The following is a 22,913-nucleotide window of genomic DNA, read 5'->3' as shown; positions in this document are numbered from 1 at the left end:
CCGTCGGCAGCAAGGCCGGCGAGGTACGAAACGGGGCCGTGAGGGCTCAGGGGGCCATCTCTACGGCGGGGGGCTCGGCAATCGTCCGGACGTGGGACAGGAGCAGCGAGCCGCCGGCCAGCAGGATTCCGGCCGCGCCGAGCACGAGAACCGGCAGTGTGCCGAGCCAGCCGCCGAGCGCGCCGCCGACGAAGGCGCCGGCCGGTGCCACCCCCATGACCACCATGCGGATCGAGGCGTTCATCCGGCCTTGCAGTCGGTCGGGGGTCAGGGCGGCGCGCAGACTGCGCTGGTTGATGTTGTAGACGATCACCATCGCGGAGTCGACGAAGTACATGGCGACGATGACGAAGGGCGCGGACCAAGCAGGTACCAGGACCGCGGTGGGGATCAGCAGCGCGGCCAGGCCCGCCAGTAGCAGCGAGCCAACGAGCGTCCGGCCCAGGCCGAGGCGACGACTCACCCGTCCCGCGATCAGCGCTCCAACGAGCGCTCCCGCACCGGAGGCGGAGAAGACCAGGCCGATGGAGAAGGCCGGCAGGTCCAGGGTCCGGGTGAGGAAGAGCAGGAAGACCGGCTCGATGACAAAGGTGAAGAAGTTGAAGATCAGGGTGGCCATCACGATCCTGCGGATGGTGCGATGCCCGTAGACCGCCTGGGCGCCCTCTCGCATCTCCCGCAACACGGTCGACTTCATGCCGGACACCTGTCGCTCGCGGGCCGGTTCCCGGTGCCGGATGCGGAAGGTGAACGCAGCGGACACCAGGTACGCCGCCGAGTTGAACACCAGCGCCAGGGGGGCGGAGACCAGCTGCAGCACCCCTCCGCCCAGCGCGTTGCCGCCGATGTTGGAGGCGGAACTGCTCAGTTCAAGCTTGCTGTTGCCCTCGATCAACTGGTCACGGCCGACGAGCGAGGGCAGGTATGAGGCGCTGCCGATGTCCGAGACGACGGTGCAGAACCCGATGAGGAGGGCCATGACGAGCAGCAGTGGGACCGATAGAACGTCGAGGAACCAGGCCACTGGTATGGCCATGAGCAGGCAGGCGCGGATGATGTCGCTCAGGATCAGCAGTGGTCGCTTGGGCCGGCGGTCGAGCCAGACCCCGGCAGGCAGGCTGATGGCCAGGTAAGGCACGTACTCCATCGCCACGAGAGCGCCCATCTCCAGCGGAGTGGCATGCAGTGTGCGGCTTGCGATGAGGGGCACGGCGATGGCAGTGATCTTGGCTCCGAAAAGTGAAGCCGTCAGACCGAACCAGAGGTTGCGGAAGTCCCCATTCCTCCACAAATCCGTCCTGGGTGCCGAGGCAGGCTGAGGCATCAGTTCACCTCGGCAGAATCGAGGGCACCCAGGAGGATCATGGCGTGGGGCTCACGCACGATCTCGTAGTGGCCGGCGTCCAAGGTGTGCACCCTGAACCCGCCTCTGGCCAGTTCCTGCCAGCGCGAGGACGCACCGGCGCGAGCCGTGGCCGTACCGGCGAAGAAGTGCAACGGACCGGCGTAGGGGGTAGGCCGGTAGTTCGCCATGGCCCTCAAGTTGCGATCGAACACAGCGTGCTGCCGGGCCAGTTGGTCGTGGCCGATGTCAGACCCCGAGTTCTCGCGCAGGCGGCGGCCAAGCTCGCGCAGCCCGCCCTCTGGGTCGCTGGCGACGGCGAGATCCTGGTAAAGCAGGTCGTCGACCGGTAGACCAGCCGAGAACAGGGTGTCCTCGGCGAACGCCACCAGCGTGCTGACCGGCGACTCGGGGGCCGTCGAGAGATCCGGGTACCCACTGTCGATAAGGCCGACCACCTCCACTGTTTCCCCGGCAGCACGCAGGCTGCGAGCCATCTCGTAGGCCACCACTCCACCGAAGGACCACCCTGCCAGGCGGTACGGGCCCGCCGGCTGCACCTCACGCACTGCTTCCAGGTGGTATTGGGCCAGCTCCTCGACGGAGTCCAGGAGCTGCTCGCCCGGCTCCAGGCCCGGCGCGGGCAAGGCATAGCAGGGGCGGTCGCCCGGTGCCGCGGCGAATGCGCGGTAGCACAGCACACCGCCGCCGGCCGCGTGCACGAGAAAGAGCGGAGTCAGCGGGCCGTCACCGCCCAGATGCACAGCTCGGGACGCGGACGCACGGCCTGACAGCGCCGGAGCGCCGAGCCGGAGAAGCCTGGCCTGCCGCGCGACCGTGGGGTGGGACAGTACGAAGGAGACGGCCAGGTCGGTGCCGAACTCCGCGTTGACCTGCGCGACGAGCCGCACAGCGGTGAGCGAGTGCCCGCCCGCTTGGAAGAAGTCGTCGTCCGCACCGAGGGGAGCGGTGTCCAGGAGGCGCTGCCAGATGCCGAGCAGCCGCGCCTCCGTCGCGTCCGCCGGCGGTGTCGGGATGCCGGCCTGATGGTCGGTGCGGACCGGTGCGGGCAAGGCCTTGCGGTCGAGCTTGCCGCTGGTGGTCAGCGGCATGGCCGCCAACGAAACCCAGAGGGCCGGGACCATGTAGCTCGGCAGCCACGCAGCGGCGTAGTCTGCCAGGTCGTCGGTGGCGGGTGCAGCGCCGTCGGCGGCTGTGACGTAGGCGACCAGGTGATCGCCACGGACCAGAACCGCGCATTCGTGCACTGCGGGATGAGCGGCCAGCGTCCGCTCTATTTCCTGCAGTTCTACGCGGAAGCCCCGCAACTTGACCTGGGAGTCCCGGCGGCCCCGGTACTCGATCGTGCCGTCGGGCAGCCACCGTGCCAGGTCGCCCGTGCGATACATCCGACACCGTCGACCGTTTTCGTCGGTGTGCCGTACGAACGCGGCATCGGTCAGGTCGGAGCGCCGGTGGTAGCCGATGGCGAGTTGGTCGCCGCTGAGGTGCAACTCCCCCGTGACGCCGACCGGGACGGGCATCCCGTGGGCGTCCAGGACGTGCGCCTTTGTATTGGCAACCGGACGCCCGATCGGAACCGTTCCCCTCCCGTCGGTCTCGCACTTCCAGTGTGTGACGTCCACGGCTGCTTCTGTCGGCCCATAGAGGTTGTGCAGTTCCACTCCGTCCAGGCGTCGGAAGAACCGCTCCTGCAACTCGCCAAGCAGTGCCTCACCGCTGCACAAGACGCGCGTCAGGGCTCGACACTGCGCACTGGCCGGGTGCTCCAGGAACGCCTGGAGCATCGACGGCACGAAGTGCACCGTCGTGATCCGCTCCTGCTGGATCAATCGCGCGAGATACGCGGGATCACGGTGCCCGCCCGGCCGCGCCAGTACCTCCACACCACCTGTCATCAGCGGCCAGAACAGTTCCCACACCGAGACATCGAAGGTGTACGGCGTCTTCTGCAGGACGGCTTCGCCAGGCCTGAGCGCGAACGTCTCCTGGTGCCAGAGCAGTCGGTTCGCGATGGCGCGGTGGGAGACGACGACGCCCTTGGGCTGTCCGGTCGAGCCGGACGTGTAGATCATGTATGCCGGATCGTCGGGCGTCACCTCGCGGCACGACGAGTAGACATCACCGGTCTGTGCCGAGGCGAGTTCCTCATCGGCGACGAGAACGCGTACGCCGGGCAACTCGAAGCGGTCGGCCTGCTCACGGGAGGTGACCACTGTGCCGATGGCACCATCGGCAAGAATGCCGTGCAGCCGCAGATCGGGGCTCTCCGGATCGAGCGGCACGTACGCTGCGCCAGACTTGAGGACGCCGAGCAGGATGACGGGTAGGTCCACGCTGCGGTCCAGGACGACGGCGACAAAGTTGCCTCGACCGACTCCGTGGGCCTGCAGCACCCGTGCCAGGCGTGCCGCCCGGACGTCCATTTCCTGATAGGTCAGCCGAGTACCCTCACAGCGCAGGGCGACCCCCTCGGGAGACCGGGCGACCTGCGCTTCCACCAGGTGGTGCAGTAGCAAGGATGCGGCGTAGTCATGGCCGGTCGCATTCCAGGCCACCAGTTGCCGGCGCTCCTCGACGGTCAGCAGGTCGGCTCGGTGGTACAGCTCGTGCGGACGCCTCGCCATGTCGACCAAAGCCGCTGTGTAGAGCCCGAAAGAGGCCTCGATCTGTTCCGTCGTGAACTTGGAAGGGTCGTAGCGCAGTCCCAGGGTGAGCCGGCCGTCGGAGCTGTCCACGGAGAATTCGGCACCGAAGGCGAAGTTCGTGCCGGCCGAGCTCTCCTCCTGGAGCAGCCCGATCTCCGACTGATCGGCGAGGGATCCTTCCACGTGGAAGTGGGTGTAGTTGAAGAACGTCTCGAACAGGGAAGGGTGTCCGGAGACGCGCATGATGTCCGCAAGCGGGAAGCGGCGGTGCTGCTGGACGCTGGTGTCCGCCTCGGCCACCTGCGCGATCAGCTCGGCCCAGGTACCACCTGAGAGATGTGTCCGCAGGGGCAAGGTGTTCAGGAAGAGGCCCAGGCATTTCTCGGCATCCCGTTCCTCGCCTCGTCCGTTGTAGACGACGCCCGACACCACGTCGTCGGTACCACACAGGACACCCATCACGCGCAGATGCGCCGCCAGCAGTACCGAGCGCAGCGAGACGCCCACCTGATCGGCGAGCCGCGCGATCTCCCGGTGGATCGTGCCGGGCAACGGCGCCGTGTGGAACGCCGCCGCGGACGCCCCGGGCCCGGCCCCCGCCCGTTCGGGCAGCCGGGGCAGAGCGGTCAGGGACATGCCGTCAAGGTAGGAAGCCCAGTACCGAGCGGCATTCTCGTCTTCGATGGCATCCCGTTCGAGACCCACGTACGCCGAGTAGCGTGACGCGAGCCGGTCCGTCGGCCGCTCCTTCCGTCCCTCCAGCGCGTCGCCGTAGCGCAGGAGCAGCTCGGCGAAGAGCGAGCGCTCACTCCAGCCGTCAAGAATCGCGTGATGCTCGGTGATGAACAGTTGCAGGGTGTCCTCGGTGAGCCGCTGCACATGGAAGCGGATCAGGGGTGCCCGTTCCCGGTCGAACGGAGTGCTCGCCTCCTGTGCGCGTCGTGCTGCCACAGCAGCGTCCTGCTCGCCAGGGGCCAGGTCGTGCAGGTCTTCGAAGGAGAGGGGTAGCTCCACCTCGGTGTGAACCAGCTGCAGCGGTTCGCTGAACCCATGGAGTGCGAACGAGGTGCGCAACACCTCGTGCCGAGCGCAGACCGCCGCGACCGCGGTACGCCAGGCGTCTTCGGAGTAGGCAGCCCTGAGCCGGTATGAGGAGGTGTTGTGGTAAAGGCCAGTGCCCATCGTCGACAGCCCGGTGTGGAAGAACATCCCCAGCTGCAGCCGGGTCATCGGGTAGGCGTCCTCCAGCCGGGCCGGCAGCCGCGAGCGGTCCTCGGGTGAGACGAGGGCGAACGGCTCGGCCCCCGGCTTCTTGGCGGAGGCCTCGGAGACGGTGGCCACCTCGGCGAGCCGACGGATGGTCTGGCAGGACAGCAGATCGGTGAGCGAGAAATCGATACCCGCCTCACGCACGGCCGCGAGTAGCGTGATGCTGCGGATCGAATCGCCGCCCAGCGAGTAGTACTTGTCGTCGATACCCACCCGCGGATGTCCCAGTACTGCGGCCCAGATCTCCGAAAGTGTGCGCTCCACCGCTGTGCGCGGCGCAGCGTGGGCTTGCGCGGGAGAGGTCGACGTGGTCCGCGGGTCCGGCAGCTTGGCCCGGTCGACCTTGCCGTTCGCCGTCAGCGGGAAGTCGTCGAGTACGGCGAACGCACTCGGAACCATGTAGTGGGGCAGAAGGCCCGACAGGTGCTGTCGCAGTTCCTCTTCGAGCGACGGTTGCTCCAGTGCGCCACCCGTGCTCCGCGCCACCACGTAGGCCGCGAGGTAAGGGTGTCCGTCGCCATCGGCGCGCAGCATCACCACAGCGCTGGATATCTGGTCGTAGGAGGCGAGGGCCGTTTCGATCTCGCCCAATTCCACACGGAAGCCCCGCAGCTTGACCTGGCTGTCGATGCGGCCCCGGTACTCGAGGTCGCCGTCCGGCAGAATCCGCACCAGGTCACCTGTGCGGTACAGCCGGTCCTCACACGTGTCGGGTGCGAACGGGTTCCGGATGAAGCGTTCCGAGGTCAGCTCGGGGCGATTGAGATACCCGCGTGCGACTCCCGCTCCGCCGACATACAGTTCGCCGACCGCTCCCGTCGGCACAGGCCTGCCGTGGCGATCCAGCACGTACAGGCGCAGGTCGGGAATGGGCACGCCGATCACGCTTCCCCGGCCGGTGTCGAGGTCGGACTGCCTGATCGGTCCGTAGGTGACGTGCACGGTGGTCTCTGTGATGCCGTACATGTTGACGAGGAGTGGGGCCTCGTCACCGTGCCGATCGAACCAAGGGCGCAGCGAGCCGAGTTCAAGTGCCTCGCCACCGAACACCACATATCGCAGCGCGAGTTGGCAGGCCGTCTCCGCGGCAGCCTGAGTGTCGGCCCGGATGAATTGAGTGAAGGCGGACGGAGTCTGGTTGAGCACGGTCACGCCCTCGGTCCGCACCAGTTCGTGGAAGGCCGACGGGGTCCGGCTTGTCTCGTAGTCGACAAGGACCAGACGGCCACCATGGGCGAGGGCGCCCCACAGTTCCCAGACGGAGAAGTCGAAGGCATAGGAGTGGAACAGCGTCCACACGTCCTGGTGACCGAACCCGAACCATGCGTCCGTCGCCGAGAACAAGCGGACGACGTTCCGGTGCGGAACGAGGACTCCCTTGGGGCGCCCCGTGGAGCCCGAGGTGTAGATGACGTACGCCAGGTGGTCACCGGTGACGGCGACGTTCGGGGCGGTTTCCGGGCGGGCTTCGATGTCCCGCGCGTCCTTTTCGAGGTGCACCACGTGCCCGTGGAAGTCCGACCACTGGTCCGCTGCCGCGTCGTTGACCAACAGTGTGGTGATGCCCGCGTCCTCGGCCATGTACCGGAGGCGCTCGACCGGATACGCGGGGTCGAGAGGCAGGTAGGCGCCGCCGGCCTTGTGAATGGCGAGGATGCACGCCACCAGGTCGGGTGAGCGGTCGACGCTCAAGCCCACCAGAGTGTCGGGCCCGACCCCCAGTTCCCGCAGGTGGTGGGCGATGCGGTTGGCCCTGCGGTCGAGGTCTGCGTAGCTGATGTGCTCACCACGGAAGGTGAGGGCCGTGCTGGCGGGCGCCATGTGCGCCCATTGCTCGAACTGTTCGTGGCACAGCGGACGGTGTGCGGGAGTGGAGGCAGCGTCGCCGGGCGGCCTCAGCCAGCGGGAGCGTTCATTGGTGGTGAGCAGTTCGAGCCGGGAGACGGGAGTGTGGGGTTCGCGCACGGCGGAGTCGAGGAGCTTGCCGAAGTGCTCTGCGAACAGTTCCACCGCGGCGGGATCCAACAGATCGCTCCGGTATTCGATCGAGCACTCGACTCCCCGTGGCGTCTTGTACGCGTCGAAGAGCAGGTCGAACTTGGCGCTGCGCAGTCCCGAGGGGACGGATGTGACGTCGACCCCAGGCAGCTCCCAGCCCAGATCGCCGTCCTGATTCATGCCGAACATGACCTGGAACAATGGCGAGGTGTCGTCGGTACGGTCGGCGCCTTTGAGAGCGACAAGCCACTCAAGCGGAATGTCCTGGTTGTCCTGGGCTGCGAGCACGGTGCCCCGTACCTGGGTTAGCAGCTGAGCGAACGTCTGGTCCCCGGACAGGTCCGCGCGGATCACCGAGGTGTTGACGAACAATCCCACGGTTCTCTCGAACTCGGCGCGGTTGCGGTTGGCGATCGGGGTGCCGACCAGGATGTCGGTGTGGCCGGTGTACCGGCTCAGAAGGACGTCGAAGACCGCCAGAAGGCCCATGTAAAGGGTGCTGTTGGACGCGACACACAGATCCGTGAGCCGCCCGATCGCATCCTGCGGAGGCGTGAAGTAGTGGACGGCGCTGGGGCGCTCCGGCGCCGCAGCCGTCTGGGGGCGGCTCGCCGGATGTCTGAGCACGGGAAGGTCGCCATCGAGGCGGTCCCGCCAGTACTCCTCCTGCCGACGAGCGGCCGGACCCTCCAGCCACTCCTCCTGCCAGGCGGAGTAGTCGGCGTACTGGAACTCGGGCGGTTTCTGGTCGTCGGGCTGTCCTGCGACCAACGCCCGGTAGCTTGCGGCGAGTTCCTTGAGCAGGATGCCCGCCGACCAGCCGTCGCACACGATGTGATGCAGGTGGAGAACGAGCACTCGCCGAGTGGGCGAGAGCCGGAGCAAGAAGACACGGAAGAGCGGGCCGTGCTCAAGGTCGAAGGAGCGGCGGTTCCGCGTCCGCAGCCAGTCGCGAACATCGGCCTGGGTCGTACCCTGCGCCGCGTCCTCGGCCTGCCAGTCGAGACGCGCTCGGGCGCTGATCAGCTGGACCAACTGGCCGTCTTTGACGGCGAAGCGTGTGCGGAGCGCCTCGTGCCGATCCACCAGTCCCTGGGCGGCGGCGTGCAGCACGGATTCGTCGAGGGCGCCGTTCAACTCGTGGCACAGAGGCACGTGGTAGGTCGGCGAACCTTGTGCCAGCTCTTCGAGGAAGTACATGCGCTGCTGTGCGCGAGAGGCCCGGAATTCGTAGGTCTCTCCCTCGAACAGACCAGCATGACCGACAGTCACAAGGTTCCCCTCACAGATAGACGATTACCGTTCGGCCGGGGTTGGTTCAGCACCCCGGGAGTACCGAGTCGGCGGACGAACGCCGCCGGGAGTGGCCCGGTCGATCGTTCAAGCGGCGGCCAGGAAGGCCATGAGTACCCTGGTCAGAAGCCAGGGGTCGTCCGCACCGCACAGTTCACGTGCCGAGTGCATGGAGAGTCCCGCCACGCCCACGTCGATGGTGGGCACACCCAGCCTGGCCGCTACGACCGGGCCGAGCGAGGTGCCGCAGCTGGTCGAGTTGTGGGCTACGAACTGTTGCCAGGGTGTGCCGTCCCGCTCGCACAGGGCGGCGAACATGGCCAAGCCCTGTCCGTCGGTGCCGTAGCTCCGGTTGCCGCTCACCTTCACCACTGGCCCGCCATTGGGCAGGGGGCTGTGGTCCGGGTCGTGGCACTCCGGGTAGTTCGGGTTCACGGCATGCGCCATGTCTGCGGAAACGCAGTACGAGTCCGCGAGCGCCCGCTCCCAGTCCTCCACGGCGCCGCCCCGTGCGCTCACTGACCTACTCAACGCCTTCTCCAGTAGTCGGCTCCGGGCTCCGGCGCGGGATACGCCGCCGGCCTCTTCGTGATCGAAGGCGACGAGCACCGCCACGGGAGCGGAGCGTGTCCCGCCGTCCGCCGCCACGTCGGTGAGGGCCACGATTCCGGCATGCACCGACACCAGGTTGTCCAGTCGGGAGGCGACGAGGAACTCCTCCCGGTCGCCCAAGTAGGCAGGCTGTTGAACGTCGTGCAGCATCAGGTCCCAGCCGAGGATCTCGTACAGGTCCGTGTCCGACTCGTCCGCGACGCGGCCGAGCAACGACCCGCTCTCGGCTCCGCCCAGGCCCCACACCGGCGCGCTGTGCCGCTGCCGGTCGAGGAACAGGGTGTCGCCGGTGCCACTGTCGAGACGGACTGCCAGTTGCGGTATGCGCAGCAGCGGGCGGTCGACGGCGATCAGCCTCGTCGATCCGTCACGCATGACGAGCCGACCCGAGATCCCCAGGTCCCGGTCGAGCCAGGAGTTGAGCGGCACTCCGCCGTAGATCTCCACGGCCGCCTGACGCCACCCCAGTCTGCTGGTATCCGGGGACGGTTTGATCTTCAGGTTTGGGGAATCGGTGTGGGCTCCCACGATGCGGAACGGGGTCCGCGGACCCGCATCTGCAGGTACATGCCAGGCAACTAGGGCCCCTTCACGGGTGACGAAGTGTCCGCCGGCGGCACCGGAGTACTCGTCCGCTTCCCGCTGTTCGCGGAACCCCGCCGCCACCAGCCGGTCCACCGCGTTTGCCACTACGTGATACGGGGAGGGGCTTGCCGCGATGAACGTCATCAGGTCATCGCAGTGACTTCTGTCAGCCACTAGTTCCTGGCCTTTCGTAGATGCGCGATGGGATTCAGCCGACTGCCCCGCCCTACGACGCACGACGGCGCGGGACACGAGCCTCCGTTCGGCGCGAGCAGGCGTATCGCCCTACGACACCGCGTTACCCCAGCCCGAATCGGCCGCGACCACCTGCGTCGCACTGGCGCCCCAGCCCGAGTCGGCCGTAGTAACCCCGTTCACCACATCGGCAGCACCGGAAGTGCACACTCCCAAAGCCGAGAGCGCCACAACGACGGAGGCAATGACAGCGGAGCGGAGCAGACGAAGCATGGAAACACCACTTTCATGACGATCAGGGCTGATTCTCTTGCCGTGACCTCATGCTTGCGGATGTGAACAGCTCCACCCACCCCCGCGAGGGCCCATGAATGTAACCTGCATAGTTGTGAACGAAGAGCAATCTGCCGCTACGCACTGTAAATGCGACATATCGACCGACGATGCTCCGTGCACAAGCGCGATGAACGCATACCGGCGCGCGTTGGACGGAGAGCGGTTGTCCGCCCAAGACGTGCCCGACTGCCTGCGTGACCTGCAGTTGGTGATGACTGATCCCAACGCGCCCGACCGGATCGTCGCCGTCCCCCCAGGACCTGCGGCACACGCCGTCCTGAACCCTCTACAGGACAGGATCGAGGAACAGCAGCGGGCAGTGCGCTCCCTCCAGGCGTCCTTCGCATCCTTCCAGGAAATTTACTCGGACAGCAGGAAGGACGAACTGCCCACGCTGACGCTGCTGACCGGTGGAGATCTGATCAACAAGGCGCTGGAAAACGCGGTCGAGAACTGCCGCCAAGAACTGATGACCGCACAACCCGGCGGTGGCCGAGCGCCCCACGTGCTGGGCGACGCCATCGGCAGGGATATGCGACTGCTCGCCCGCGGGGTGCGCCAGCGGACGATCTACCAGCACACCGTTCGGTCCCATCAGGCAACACTCGCTTACATCGAGAAGGTCACCGCCGCCGGAGCCGAGGTACGCACCCTGGCCGAGGTCTTCGAGCGATTGATCATCTGCGACCGTCAGGTCGCATTCATCCCTGTCTCGAATGAGCGCGGAGCAGCGGCCCTGCAAGTCCGACACCCGGCCCTCGTGCGATTCATGACCCAGTCCTTCGAGAGCACGTGGGCCCGTGCGGTGCCCGTCCAACCGGAGCAGTCACCTGTCCGCCCGCCGGTCATCAACTCCGACATCCAAAGGACCATCCTCTTCGCCGTGGTCTCCGGTGAGACCGACGACTCCATTGCCCGTCGCGTGGGAATGAGCCGGCGCAGCGTCGCCGAGCACGTCCGCAAAGTGTCCCAGCAGCTCAACAGCACGAGCCGGGCCCAACTGGGCTATCTCCTTGCGCTGTCGGGTCTTCTCGACCAGGACGACGAAGCGCTGCTCGACTGAGCCCCGATCCACCGGTCTGATGCCTGTGGATGGTTTCTCCAGAAACGAAGAAGTGCCCTGTGACCTGCGATGATGGGGTTTCTCTAGGACCACATCAAGCAAGATCGACAAAGCACTTCCGAGAAGCAATCCTCCCATGCCGCAGCGGCGGTCTCATCCGCGTTCGATGACCCGAACCTGGTCACGTACGGCGGACTGGAGCCGGTGATCCGGCTGGCCGAGCGGTGCGGTCTGCCAGCTCTGACCGACGAGCTCATCAGGCTGCCACGCTCGAAGGACGGCACCGGCGCCTTCCCGCGGCGAAGCTGATGTCGCTGGTGGGCGGCATGGTCGTGGGCGCGGACAGCATCGACGACATCGACCGGCTACGGCACGGCGCGATAGACCACCCGTTCGCCGGGGTGCGGACTCCGTCCACGCTCGGCTCGTTTCCTGCGCTCCTTCACGCACGGGCATGTGAAGCAACTGCACGCCGTGGCCCGCCGACTGTTGCCCCGTCTCGCTGCACACACCCCGCTGCTGCCCGGCGCGGACCAAGTCGCCTACGTCGACATCGACAACACCATCCGCCGCACCTACGGCTACGCCAAGCAGGCGCCGGATACGGACACAGCAAGGTCAAGGGCAAGGGCCTCAACACGCTGCTCGGAATCATCTCCACGCCTGGCCGCACCACTGATCGCAGCCACCCGCCTGTACAAGGGACCCACCAACTCCGCACGCGGGGCGGCCGCGTCCGTCGCCGAGACCCATCCGCACCGCCCACGCCTCAGGCGCGAGCGGTCTCCTCGTGGTGCGGGCAGACTCCGCATTCTACGGCGCCGACCGACGCCCGTGCCCCGATCGGCTACTGAGTGCGCTCACAGCCGTGATCAACGCCAAGACCCGAACCGCACGTAAGACCTGTCAGGATTGGACAGTCCCGCCGCTGCCGATCGCCCCATCGAAGACGGTCACATTTCACCCGTCGCCTTAGGGGCAGCGACAGGCCCCTGATGGAGTGTCACGCACGTCTGTCCACCGGTTGTCCACCGAAACCCATTGCGCATACCTGACTTGACCCTCCCAGATCAGCAAAAGCCCAGCTCAGAGACTCAGGCCGTCTATACGGTCACGGAAACGGTACCTCCGACCTACGCATTACGATGCACAGACCACCGTCACCCGATTTGCATCGATTCCAAGGTCAACAGAAACAAGAAACCCCAGGTCACGGCGAGTGAGTCCTGAGGTTCCTTAGAGCCGCCTTCGGGATTCGAACCCGAGACCTACGCATTACGAGTGCGTTGCTCTGGCCATCTGAGCTAAGGCGGCGCGTCGCCCGCACTATGGTGCGATCAGCGACGTCGGTAAGTCTACACAGTTTCCGAGGGTGCTCAGAACACGCCCCGGCAGCGGAGCTCCCGGGGCGTCGGCAGGGCTATGAGCAGCGTTTTCCCTTCGCCGGTGGGGTGCCCTTGAGGAGGTAGGTGTTGATCGCCGAGTCGATGCAGGCGCTGCCCCGGCCGTACGCGGTGTGGCCGTCGCCGACGTAGGTGAGGAGACGGGCCGAGGTGAGCTGGCCGGCCAGGGACTGGGCCCAGGGGTAGGGCGTCGCCGGGTCGCGGGTGGTGCCGACCACGACGATCGGGGCGGCGCCCTTCGCCTTGATGCGGTGCGGCTCCCCCGTGGCACTCACCGGCCAGTACGTGCAGTTCAGCGACGCCCACGCCAGGTTGGCCCCGAACACGGGGGACGCCTTCTCGAACTCGGGCAGGGCCTTCTCGACCTGCTCGGGGCTGTTGAAGGCGGGCGGCAGGTCCAGGCAGTTCACCGCGGCGTTGGCAAACATCAGGTTCGAGTAACGGCCGTCGGAATCGCGCTGGTAGTAGCTGTCGGAGAGGGCGAGCAGGCCCGCGCCGTCGTTCTCCTTCGTCGCCGCGTGCAGCGCTTCGCGCAGTTGTTCCCACTCCGCCTGGTCGTACATCGCCGCGATCACACCGGTCGTGCCGAGGGACTCGGTGAGCTTGCGGCCGTCCGCGTCACCGGTCGGGATCGGGTGCGCGTCGAGTTTCCGGAAGAACGTACCGAGGTTGTCCGCGATCTGCGTCGGCGTACTGCCCTTCGTGCCCAGCGGGCAGTCGGTGCGCTTCGCGCAGTCCTTCGCGAAGGACTGGAACGCCGTCTCGAACCCCGCCGTCTGCTCCAGGTTCATCTGACGCGCGGACAGGGAGGGGTCCATCGCACCGTCCAGGACCATCCGCCCGACCCTGTCCGGGAACAGCCCCGCGTAGGTCGCGCCGAGGAACGTGCCGTACGACGCCCCGACATAGTTCAGCTTCTTGTCGCCGAGCACCGCCCGCAGGATGTCCATGTCACGCGCCGAGTCGGCGGTGGAGACATGGCGCAGCAGCTGCGCCGAGTGCGCCCCGCACGCCTCCGCGAACTTCTTGTACTCCCCGACCAGTTCGTCCGTCTCCCGCTGGTCGTCGGGCGTCACGTCGGTCTCGGTGTACGCGTCCATCTGCGGTCCGTCGAGGCAGTCGACGGGCTCGCTGCGAGCGACCCCGCGCGGGTCCATCGCGACCATGTCGTAGCGTGCCCGTACCTCGGAGGGGTAGCCGATGCCGGCGTACTGCTGGAGGTAGTCCACCGCCGAGCCACCCGGCCCACCCGGGTTGACCAGCAGCGAACCGAGCGGCTTCGCCTTGCCGGTCGCCTTCTTCCGGGCGACCGCCAGCCGGACGTCACCGGCGCCGGGCTTGGCGTAGTCGAGCGGGGCCTTCATCGTCGCGCACTGGAAGCCGGGGACGCCGCAGGTGCGCCAGCTGAGCTTCTGGTCGTAGTAAGGCGCCAGCGCGGACGGGGTCGAACGGGGCAGCGCGGCCAGCTGGGCGGCGCCGGCGGAGGCCGATGCCGATGCGCTGCCCGAGGAGGAGCAGGCGGAGACGAGCAGGGCGGCGGTCGACAGCAGAGCCGCCGCGGCCAGGGCGTTGGTGCGAGTCCGGGTACGGGTCCGGGTACGGCGGATGGTTCGCCTGGTGTGCATCAATCGAGCGTAACGCTGCGAGATGATCTACGTGCGGTGCGTGTTGACTGGCGCTCGTATGGGTGACCCTGGTCAACGAGGCGACCATCGGCCCTGCCGGTCAGCGGCCCGCTCAGCCCGCTCTGAGCGCCATCGTCATCGCCTCGACCGCCAGCAGCGGCGCCACATTGCGGTCGAGGGCGTCCCGGCAGGCGGCGATCGCCTCGATCCGGCGCAGCGTGGCCTCGGGCGAGCCCGCGCGGGCCAGCCGATCCAGGGCGTCCTCGGCGTCCCCGTTGGCGATCGCGACCCTGGAGCCCAGCTGGAGGGCGAGGACGTCACGGTAGAAGCCGGTGAGGTCGGTGAGGGCGACGTCGAGGCTGTCCCGCTGGGTTCTGGTACGACGGCGCTTCTGCATGTCCTCCAGGTCCTTCATCACGCCCGCCGTGCCGCGCGGCAGCCGCCCGCCCTGGGCCGCGCCCAGCGCCGTCTTCAGCTCCTCGGTCTCCTTGCCGTCCGTCTCCTCAGCAAGCTGCTTGGCGTCCTCCGCCGCCGCGTCGACCAGCTCCTGGGCGGCCTTCAGACACGCGCCGATCTCGTCCAGCCGCAGCGGCAGCTTCAGCACGGCGGCACGGCGCTGACGGGCGGCCGGGTCGGTGGCCAGCCGACGGGCCCGGTCGACATGCCCCTGGGTGGCACGGGCGGCCGCGGCGGCCACCTCGGGCTCGATGCCCTCGCGCCGTACGAGCATGTCGGCGACCGCCTCCACCGAGGGGGTGCTGAGGTTCAGGTGACGGCAACGGGAGCGGATCGTGGGCAGCACATCCTCGATCGACGGCGCGCAGAGCAGCCAGACCGTACGGGGAGCGGGCTCCTCGACGGCCTTGAGGACGGCGTTGGCCGACTTCTCGTTCAGCCGCTCGGCGTCCTCGACGAGGATGATCTGCCAGCGGCCGATCGCCGGGGACGTGTACGACTTGCGAACCGTGTCGCGCATGTCCTTGACCAGGATCTCGGAGCCGACGGCGGCGACCGTGGTGACGTCCGCGTGGGTGCCGATCAGCGCGGTGTGGCACCCGTCGCAGAAGCCGCAGCCGGGTACTCCGCCGAGGGCGCGGTCGGGGCTCACGCACTGGAGGGCGGCGGCGAAGGCCCGCGCCGTCTGGCTCCGGCCGGCACCGGGCGGGCCCGTGAACAGCCAGGCGTGTGTCATCTTCGACGTCTCCGGCAGCGGCTGGTCGGCCGCGGCGGCGGTGACGAGGGCGTCGGCATCCCGGGCGGCGGCGGTGAGCACCTCGCTCACCCGCTCCTGCCCGACGAGGTCGTCCCATACGGTCATGGGTCACGCCGCCTTCCGTCCGTCACGCGTCTTGATCCCACGCGTCCTGATCCCTGATCCGTAGTCCACCGGTTCCGTGGTCCGGACTCCATTGTGCGGGCGCCCACTGACAACGGGTTCCGTGGTTCCGCACAACGGGTTCCGCGTCACGGGTTCCGCGCCGGCGGCAACGGGGGCGGCACCGGCCGGCATCCCGACCCGCACCGCCCCCGTACGAGCGCCTCCGGGCCGGAAGGGGTCAGCCGCGTCGGCCACGCCCCCGGCGGCCCCGTTCGTCGCCGAACTCCTCTTCCTCGTACGACCCCAGCAGCTCGTCCGCCAGCGACGGCAGGTCGTCCAGCGGGGTCTCCTCGGCCCAGTCGGGCCGGGGGCGCTGTCGCCGGGCCGTGCCGTCGTCCTCGACCTGCGGCAGCTCGCGCGTGCGGTCCTGGGAGCCGTCGGGGTTCCCGCCCGACCGCTCGTCCCGGAAGAAACCGGGCGGCACCCGGTCCGCCGGGACGTCGGCCGGAGCGGTGGCGTCGTCGCGCAGGGGAGGCAGTACGGCGGTCTCGTCGGCCGCGCCCACGTGAGGCAGCACCGCCGTCTCATCCGCAGCGCCGGGCACGCCGGGAGGCAGCACGGCCGTCTCGTCCGCGGCCCCCGGCACCGGAGGCAGCACCGCGGTCTCGTCGGTCGCGCCCGCCGGCGGCTGCGGCAGCTGCGCCGTCACCTCGGACTCGGACTCCGGGGCCGCGGGCTCACGGTCCGCACGCACCGGGCGCAGCACCGTCGTCTCGTCCACCGCGTGCGTCGGCGCCGCCGGAGGCTCGTCGTCCGGCCGCACCACCGGCGTCGGCATGGTCGTCGCCTCCGGTGTGACGCCGGGTGCCGTCGGCCGCGGCGCGGACGACTCCCGGGCGGCCGCGTCGGCCGCGGCCGCCGCCTCCGCCGCGGCGCGCCGCGCCTGCTCGGCCTTGAGCAGGGCCTCCTCGGCCTTGCGCTGCTTCTCCAGGCGCCGTTCCTCGGCCTCGGCATGCAGCCGGGCCTCCTCCTCGGCCTGCTGGCGGCGCCGCTCCTCCTCGGCCTTGCGGCGGGCCTCCGCCTCCGCGCGGGCCTTCTCCTCGGCAAGCAGCCGGGCCTGCTCCTCCTCGGCACGCCTGCGGGCTTCCTCGGCGCGCAGCCGGGCCTCCTCCGCCTGCCGTTCGGCCTCGCGGCGCTGCGCCTCCTCCAGCTCGCGGCGCTTGCGCTCCTCCTCCTCGGCGCGCAGCTTGGCGAGCTGCTCCTGGCGCTCCCGCTCCAGGCGCTCCTCCTCGGCCTTGCGCGCGGCCTCTTCCTCGGCCTTGCGGCGGGCCTCCTCCTCGGCTGCCTTGCGGGCTTCCTCGGCGGCCTTGATCTCGGCCTCGGACAGCGGCAGCACGGTGTCGAGCCGGGCCCGGATGACCGTGGTCACCGCCTCGGGCTCCTGGCCGGCGTCGACGACCAGGTAGCGGCCGGGGTCAGAGGCGGCAAGTGTCAGGAAGCCGGCCCGTACGCGCGCGTGGAACTCGGCGGGCTCCGACTCCAGCCGGTCGGGTGCCTCGGTGAACCGCTCGCGGGCGGTCTCCGGCTCCACGTCCAGCAGAACGGTCAGATGCGGGACCAGTCCGGCGGTCGCCCAGCGGTTGATGCGGGCGACCTCGGTCGGGGACAGGTCGCGGCCGGCGCCCTGGTAGGCGACGGAGGAGTCGATGTAGCGGTCGGAGATGACGACCGCGCCGCGCTCCAGGGCGGGCCGGACGACGGTGTCGACGTGCTCGGCGCGGTCGGCGGCGTACAGCAGCGCCTCCGCGCGGTGCGACAGACCGGCGGACGACACGTCGAGCAGAATCGAGCGCAGTCGCTTGCCGACCGGGGTGGCACCGGGCTCGCGGGTGAGGACGACCTCGTGTCCCTTGGCGCGGATCCACTCGGCGAGGGCCTCGGCCTGGGTCGACTTCCCGGCGCCGTCGCCGCCCTCCAGGGCGATGAAGAAACCGTTGGCAGTGAGCGCCTGCGCCGGGTCGTCGCCGCCGAGCAGCGCGTCCCGCAGGTCGTGGCGGAGCGGCACGCCCGCGCGGTCGTCGACCTTGGCCAGCACCAGCGCGGCCACCGGCAGCAGCAGCGCGCCGACCAGCATCAGGGTGAAGGCGGCGCCGCCGTGCGCGAACAGGAACTTGCCGTTTTCCAGCCGGTGCGGTCCGATCAGCGCGGCCACCAGGGGGGCGGTCAGCGCGCCGACCGCTATGGCGACCCGGACCACCGCGTGCAGATGCTCGGTGGTGCGGGCCTTGCGGTGGTCCTCGGTCTCCTGGTCGAGCAGGGTGTGCCCGGTGTTGGCGGCCACGCCCGCGCCGATGCCGGCCAGCGCGACGATCAGCAGCACCGTGGTGACGTCCGGGACCAGGCCCGCGGCCAGCAGCGCGATACCGGTGAAGGCGATGGCCAGCGACAGCAGCCGGCGGCGGGAGAGCGTCGGCAGCAGCGAGGGCGCCGTACGGATGCCGATGGCGACCCCGCCGGTCAGCGCGAGCACCAGCAGGCCGTACAGCACCGGGCCGCCGCCCAGGTCCTTGGCGTGCAGCACGGAGACGGCGACCGCGGCCGAGATCGCACCGGCGACGGCTGCGCAGGCCGTCACCAGCAGCGGGATGGCGCCGGTGCGGCCCCGGTCGGTGCCGGTGCCGGCCCTGGGACGGCGCAGCCCCTCCAGCGGCGACCGCGCGCGCGGGGTGCGCGTGCCGGGCACCTCCAGGTTGACCAGCACCGAGAGGGAGGCGGCGAACAGGCCCGCCGCCACGTACGAACCGAGGGCTGCCTGATGCTGGGCGAACCACTCGATGCCCGTGCCCAGCAGGTTGTTGATCAGGGAGGCGGCGACGAGCGCGGCGGCCGCGAGCGGGACCGCCAGGAAGGTCGTACGCAGCGACAGACGGCGCAGCGCGTCCAGGTGGTCCGGCAGCGGTCGTACCGTCGCGCCTTCCGGGGGCGGGACGGGCAGCAAGGTGGGGGCCGCGCTCTCCCGGCAGACCGTCCAGAAGCGCTCGGCGACGCCGGTGGCGAAGGCCGTCCCCAGAAGCACCGCCGGGGCGTTCTCCGGGGTCCAGTCGATCCACAGGGGCGCGATGATCAGCAGGGCGGCGCGCAGGCCGTCGGCACCGACCATGGTCCAGCGGCGGTCCAGCGGGCCGTCCTGAGCGGTCAGCGTGGTCAGCGGGCCCAGCAGGACCGCGCCGAAGAGCAGGGTGGCCAGAACGCGCACCCCGAAGACGATCGCCACCGCGAACGCCACCCCGCGGTAGCCCCCGCCGAACGAACCCTGCGTGATCGCCGCTTGGAGCGTGAGCACGACAAGCACAAGGAGCGCAAGCGTGTCGCCGACTCCGCTGACGAGCTGGGCGCTCCACAGCCGCCTCAGCTCGGGTCGGCGCAGCAGCGAGCGGACGGCGCGTTCGCGGGAATCCGCTACCAGTGCGTCGTCCGGTTCTGTCCGGTGGGCCGTTGGCTGCTCGGCTGGCGTCATGCTTTCAGCCTATCGGCAGCCGCCGACAGGCCGCCGCGACCGTCCACAGGTACGCGCGCCCCGACACCAAGTTGATGCCGGGGCGTTCGTAATGCGAAGCCGGTGTGAACCAGTGTGGCCGGTATGAACCGGCACACCCGATACGAACCGGGCTGACGGTATGAGCACCTGAGGGTGGCTCAGTCCTCCGCGACCGCCTTGGAAGCCGTCGCCTTCTTCGCGGCCGTCTTCTTCGCGGCCGTCGTCGTCTTGGCGGCGGTCTTCTTGGCAGCCGTCTTCTTCGCGGGCGCGGCCTTCTTCGCGGCCGTCGTCTTCTTCGCGGGTGCCTTCTTCGCCGTCTTCTTGGCGGGCGCCTTCGCCCGCTTCTCGGCGAGCAGTTCGAAGCCGCGCTCCGGGGTGATCTCCTCGACGCTGTCGCCGGAGCGCAGGGTCGCGTTGGTCTCCCCGTCGGTGACGTACGGCCCGAAACGGCCGTCCTTCACCACGACCGGCTTCTCGCTGACCGGGTCCGTGCCCAGCTCCTTCAGCGGCGGCTTGGCGGCGGCCCGGCCCCGCTGCTTGGGCTGGGCGTAGATCGCCAGCGCCTCTTCGAGGGTGATCGTGAAGAGCTGGTCCTCGGAGGTGAGCGAGCGCGAGTCCGTGCCCTTCTTCAGGTACGGCCCGTAGCGCCCGTTCTGGGCGGTGATCTCCTGGCCCTCGGCGTCGGTGCCGACGACACGCGGCAGCGACATCAGCTTCAGCGCGTCCGCGAGGGTCACCGTGTCCAGCGACATCGACTTGAACAGCGACGCCGTACGCGGCTTGACCGCGTTCTTGCCGGTCTTCGGGGTGCCCTCGGGGAGCACCTCGGTGACGTACGGGCCGTATCGGCCGTCGCGGGCGATGATCTGGTGGCCCGTCTCCGGGTCGGCACCCAGCTCGAAGTCGCCGCTCGGCTTGGCGAGCAGTTCCTCCGCGAGTTCGACGGACAGCTCGTCGGGCGCCAGGTCCTCCGGCACGTCCGCGCGCTGGTGACCCTCGGAGTCCTTCTCGCCGCGCTCGACGTACGGGCCGTAGCGGCCGACCCGCAGCACGATGTCGTTGCCCACCGGGAACGACGACACCTCGCGCGCGTCGATCGCGCCCAGGTCGGTCACCAGCTCCTTGAGGCCGCCCAGGTGGTCGCCGTCGCCGTTGCCGGCGTCGGCCGCACCGCCCGTCGCCGTGCCTTCGCCGAAGTAGAAGCGCCGCAGCCACGGCACCGCCTGTGCCTGACCGGCCGCGATGCGGTCGAGGTCGTCCTCCATCCTGGCGGTGAAGTCGTAGTCGACCAGCCGGCCGAAGTGCTTCTCCAGCAGGTTGACCACGGCGAAGGACAGGAAGGACGGCACGAGGGCCGTGCCCTTCTTGAAGACATAGCCGCGGTCGAGGATCGTGCCGATGATCGACGCGTACGTCGACGGGCGGCCGATCTCGCGCTCTTCCAGCTCCTTGACCAGCGAGGCCTCGGTGTAGCGGGCCGGGGGCTTGGTGGAGTGCCCGTCGACCGTGATCTCCTCGGCGGAGAGCGCGTCACCCTCGCTGACCTGGGGCAGCCGGCGCTCGCGGTCGTCCAGCTCGGCGTTCGGGTCGTCGGCACCTTCGACGTAGGCCTTGAGGAAGCCGTGGAAGGTGATCGTCTTGCCGGAGGCGCTGAACTCGACGTCCCGGCCGTCAGCGGCGGTGCCACCGATCTTGACCGTCACACTGTTGCCGGTCGCGTCCTTCATCTGGGAGGCGACGGTTCGCTTCCAGATCAGCTCGTAGAGCTTGAACTGGTCGCCGGTCAGGCCGGTCTCCGCCGGGGTGCGGAAACGATCACCCGAGGGGCGGATCGCTTCGTGCGCCTCCTGCGCGTTCTTGACCTTCCCGGCGTACGTACGCGGGGCCGAGGGCAGGTAGTCGGCACCGTACAGCTGCGTCACCTGGGCGCGGGCGGCGGCGATGGCCGTGTCGCTCAGGGTCGTGGAGTCCGTACGCATGTACGTGATGTGGCCGTTCTCGTACAGCTTCTGCGCGACCTGCATGGTGGCCTTCGCGCCGAAGCCGAGCTTGCGGCTGGCCTCCTGCTGCAGCGTCGTCGTACGGAACGGGGCGTACGGCGAGCGGCGGTACGGCTTCGACTCGACCGAGCGGACCGAGAAGCGGGTGTTCTCCAGGGCGGCGGCCAGGGCGCGAGCGTTCGCCTCGTCGAGGTGGAGGGTGTTCGCGCTCTTGATCTGTCCGAGCGAGTCGAAGTCACGGCCCTGGGCGACGCGCCTGCCGTCGACGGCCTGGAGGCGGGCCACCAGCGACGACGGGTCCGACGGATCGCCCGCGCGGCCGGTCGCGAAGGTGCCCGTCAGGTCCCAGTAGTCAGCGGAGCGAAACGCGATGCGGTCGCGTTCCCGCTCGACCACGAGCCGGGTGGCGACGGACTGGACACGACCGGCCGACAGGCGCGGCATGACCTTCTTCCACAGGACCGGCGAGACCTCGTAGCCGTAGAGGCGGTCGAGGATACGGCGGGTCTCCTGGGCGTCGACGAGCTTCTGGTTGAGGTCGCGCGGGTTGGCGACAGCCTCCCGGATCGCGTCCTTGGTGATCTCGTGGAAGACCATCCGCTTGACGGGGATCTTCGGCTTGAGGACCTCCTGGAGGTGCCAGGCGATCGCCTCGCCCTCGCGGTCCTCATCGGTGGCGAGGAAGAGCTCGTCGGAGTCCTTCAGCAGGTCCTTGAGCTTCTTGACCTGCGCCCTCTTGTCCGCGTTGATCACGTAGATGGGCTGGAAGTCGTGCTCGACGTCCACGCCGAGGCGGCGCACCTCGCCGGTGTACTTCTCGGGCACCTCCGCGGCGCCGTTGGGAAGGTCACGGATGTGCCCGACGCTCGCTTCGACGACGTATCCGGGGCCCAGATAGCCCTTGATCGTCTTCGCCTTGGCGGGCGACTCGACGATGACGAGTCGGCGGCCGCCCTGTGCGGTCTCGCTGGTCGGGGACAACTTCGCTCTTCTCTCCGGTCGACGCTGGGGCCTCCCCAGGCCTTGCTCCCGGGGTCGTGGCACGGGCACGGATGCCCGCTCACTTGGTGACGCTGCGGAGTGTGACGGTACATCCCGCCCCCGTGTCAAACGGGAAAAGCCCACAACGGCCACTCGAACGGTAACCCGACTACCGCCATTCCTGCCGCCCGGAGTCCCCGGCCACCCTCACGGCCCTGTCCGGAGCGTGAGGCTCCGATTACCGGAACGGCATCCTCACAGGCGGGTCAGGCAGTATGCCCCGAGGCCCAGCGAGACCACCGCGGCGAGGCTCGCGAGGGTCGTCGATGCGACCTGACTCACACCCTGGGCGACGGGTTCACCACGCCGGACCCGGATGCCGGTCCACACCAGCAATGCGCCTCCGAACAGGGCGAACACCGCCCCCGCGAAGATCGCCGGTCCGCTCTCCATGGGCCGCGCGCCCCTTCCCTGCCGTCCGTGAATGCCCAGCGCGGGGAGACTGCCACGGGCGGGCGGCGGACGGGAGGATTGCGGGGGAAATCGAGGTGAACGAGACGCCGTAACAATCTGGAACAAACGACCGACGGACTACGGGGCGAACATTCCGGCCACATTTTTCCGGCCCTTTCCTTCCCCCGGCGTGTCCCAGTTGCGCCCGGACCGGCCGGCCAGGCCCTGCCGGG

General features: G+C 69.0%; 9 protein-coding genes and 1 tRNA gene. 1 reads left to right on the top strand and 9 read right to left on the bottom strand.

Annotated elements, in window-relative coordinates:
• Window positions 1–46 precede the first annotated feature (46 nt).
• The 3 genes from ACZ7OO_RS32555 to ACZ7OO_RS32545 all read right to left on the bottom strand — a co-directional run bounded on the left by ACZ7OO_RS32555 (window position 47) and on the right by ACZ7OO_RS32545 (window position 9,942).
• Window positions 47–1,324, bottom strand: a complete 1,278-nt coding sequence (locus ACZ7OO_RS32555; RefSeq protein ID WP_471510297.1) for an MFS transporter — start codon at window positions 1,322–1,324, stop codon at window positions 47–49.
• Window positions 1,324–8,550 carry an amino acid adenylation domain-containing protein gene (locus ACZ7OO_RS32550; RefSeq protein WP_471510295.1) on the bottom strand — a complete coding sequence of 2,409 codons (7,227 nt, stop codon included), beginning with the start codon at window positions 8,548–8,550 and terminating at the stop codon, window positions 1,324–1,326. Before ACZ7OO_RS32550 ends, ACZ7OO_RS32555 begins: the two co-directional genes overlap by 1 nt.
• 108 nt (window positions 8,551–8,658) lie before the next feature.
• Window positions 8,659–9,942: a M18 family aminopeptidase gene (locus ACZ7OO_RS32545; protein WP_471510293.1), complete on the bottom strand. Its 1,284-nt coding sequence runs from the start codon at window positions 9,940–9,942 to the stop codon at window positions 8,659–8,661.
• Window positions 9,943–10,351: 409 nt separating this feature from the next.
• On the opposite strand from ACZ7OO_RS32545, the gene ACZ7OO_RS32540 reads away from it, so the two are divergent.
• On the top strand, window positions 10,352–11,362 hold the full coding sequence (locus tag ACZ7OO_RS32540; protein ID WP_471510291.1) for a LuxR C-terminal-related transcriptional regulator: 1,011 nt from the start codon (window positions 10,352–10,354) through the stop codon (window positions 11,360–11,362).
• A gap of 1,240 nt (window positions 11,363–12,602) precedes the next feature.
• Here the strand turns inward: ACZ7OO_RS32540 and ACZ7OO_RS32535 are convergent.
• From ACZ7OO_RS32535 to ACZ7OO_RS32510, 6 genes are all read right to left on the bottom strand, one after another.
• Window positions 12,603–12,676, bottom strand: a tRNA-Thr gene (locus ACZ7OO_RS32535).
• Window positions 12,677–12,782: 106 nt separating this feature from the next.
• The gene (locus ACZ7OO_RS32530; RefSeq protein ID WP_471510289.1) at window positions 12,783–14,390 is read right to left on the bottom strand and encodes an alpha/beta hydrolase; all 1,608 of its coding nucleotides are present in this window, start codon (window positions 14,388–14,390) and stop codon (window positions 12,783–12,785) included.
• A 112-nt stretch (window positions 14,391–14,502) separates the two neighbouring features.
• The gene (locus ACZ7OO_RS32525; RefSeq protein ID WP_471510287.1) at window positions 14,503–15,708 is read right to left on the bottom strand and encodes a DNA polymerase III subunit delta'; all 1,206 of its coding nucleotides are present in this window, start codon (window positions 15,706–15,708) and stop codon (window positions 14,503–14,505) included.
• Between the two features lie 238 nt (window positions 15,709–15,946).
• Entirely contained in the window at window positions 15,947–19,225 is a 3,279-nt protein-coding gene (gene tmk, locus ACZ7OO_RS32520) for a dTMP kinase (RefSeq protein ID WP_471510285.1), read from the bottom strand.
• Between the two features lie 179 nt (window positions 19,226–19,404).
• Window positions 19,405–22,227: a type I DNA topoisomerase gene (gene topA, locus ACZ7OO_RS32515; RefSeq protein WP_471510283.1), complete on the bottom strand. Its 2,823-nt coding sequence runs from the start codon at window positions 22,225–22,227 to the stop codon at window positions 19,405–19,407.
• A gap of 255 nt (window positions 22,228–22,482) precedes the next feature.
• On the bottom strand, window positions 22,483–22,680 hold the full coding sequence (locus ACZ7OO_RS32510; RefSeq protein ID WP_471510281.1) for a hypothetical protein: 198 nt from the start codon (window positions 22,678–22,680) through the stop codon (window positions 22,483–22,485).
• Window positions 22,681–22,913: the final 233 nt, after the last annotated feature.

The sequence above is a fragment of the Streptomyces sp. NPDC111744 genome, from assembly GCF_055634995.1.
This window is presented reverse-complemented; position numbering and strand designations above follow the sequence as displayed.

What these genes read in the sequence shown, in the direction of transcription:
- ACZ7OO_RS32510 (WP_471510281.1), bottom strand. Translation starts at nt 22,680, where the DNA reads ATGGAGAGCGGACCGGCGATCTTCGCGGGGGCGGTGTTCGCCCTGTTC.
- ACZ7OO_RS32525 (WP_471510287.1), bottom strand. Translation starts at nt 15,708, where the DNA reads ATGACCGTATGGGACGACCTCGTCGGGCAGGAGCGGGTGAGCGAGGTG.
- tmk (WP_471510285.1), bottom strand. Translation starts at nt 19,225, where the DNA reads ATGACGCCAGCCGAGCAGCCAACGGCCCACCGGACAGAACCGGACGAC.
- ACZ7OO_RS32530 (WP_471510289.1), bottom strand. Translation starts at nt 14,390, where the DNA reads ATGCACACCAGGCGAACCATCCGCCGTACCCGGACCCGTACCCGGACT.
- ACZ7OO_RS32555 (WP_471510297.1), bottom strand. Translation starts at nt 1,324, where the DNA reads ATGCCTCAGCCTGCCTCGGCACCCAGGACGGATTTGTGGAGGAATGGG.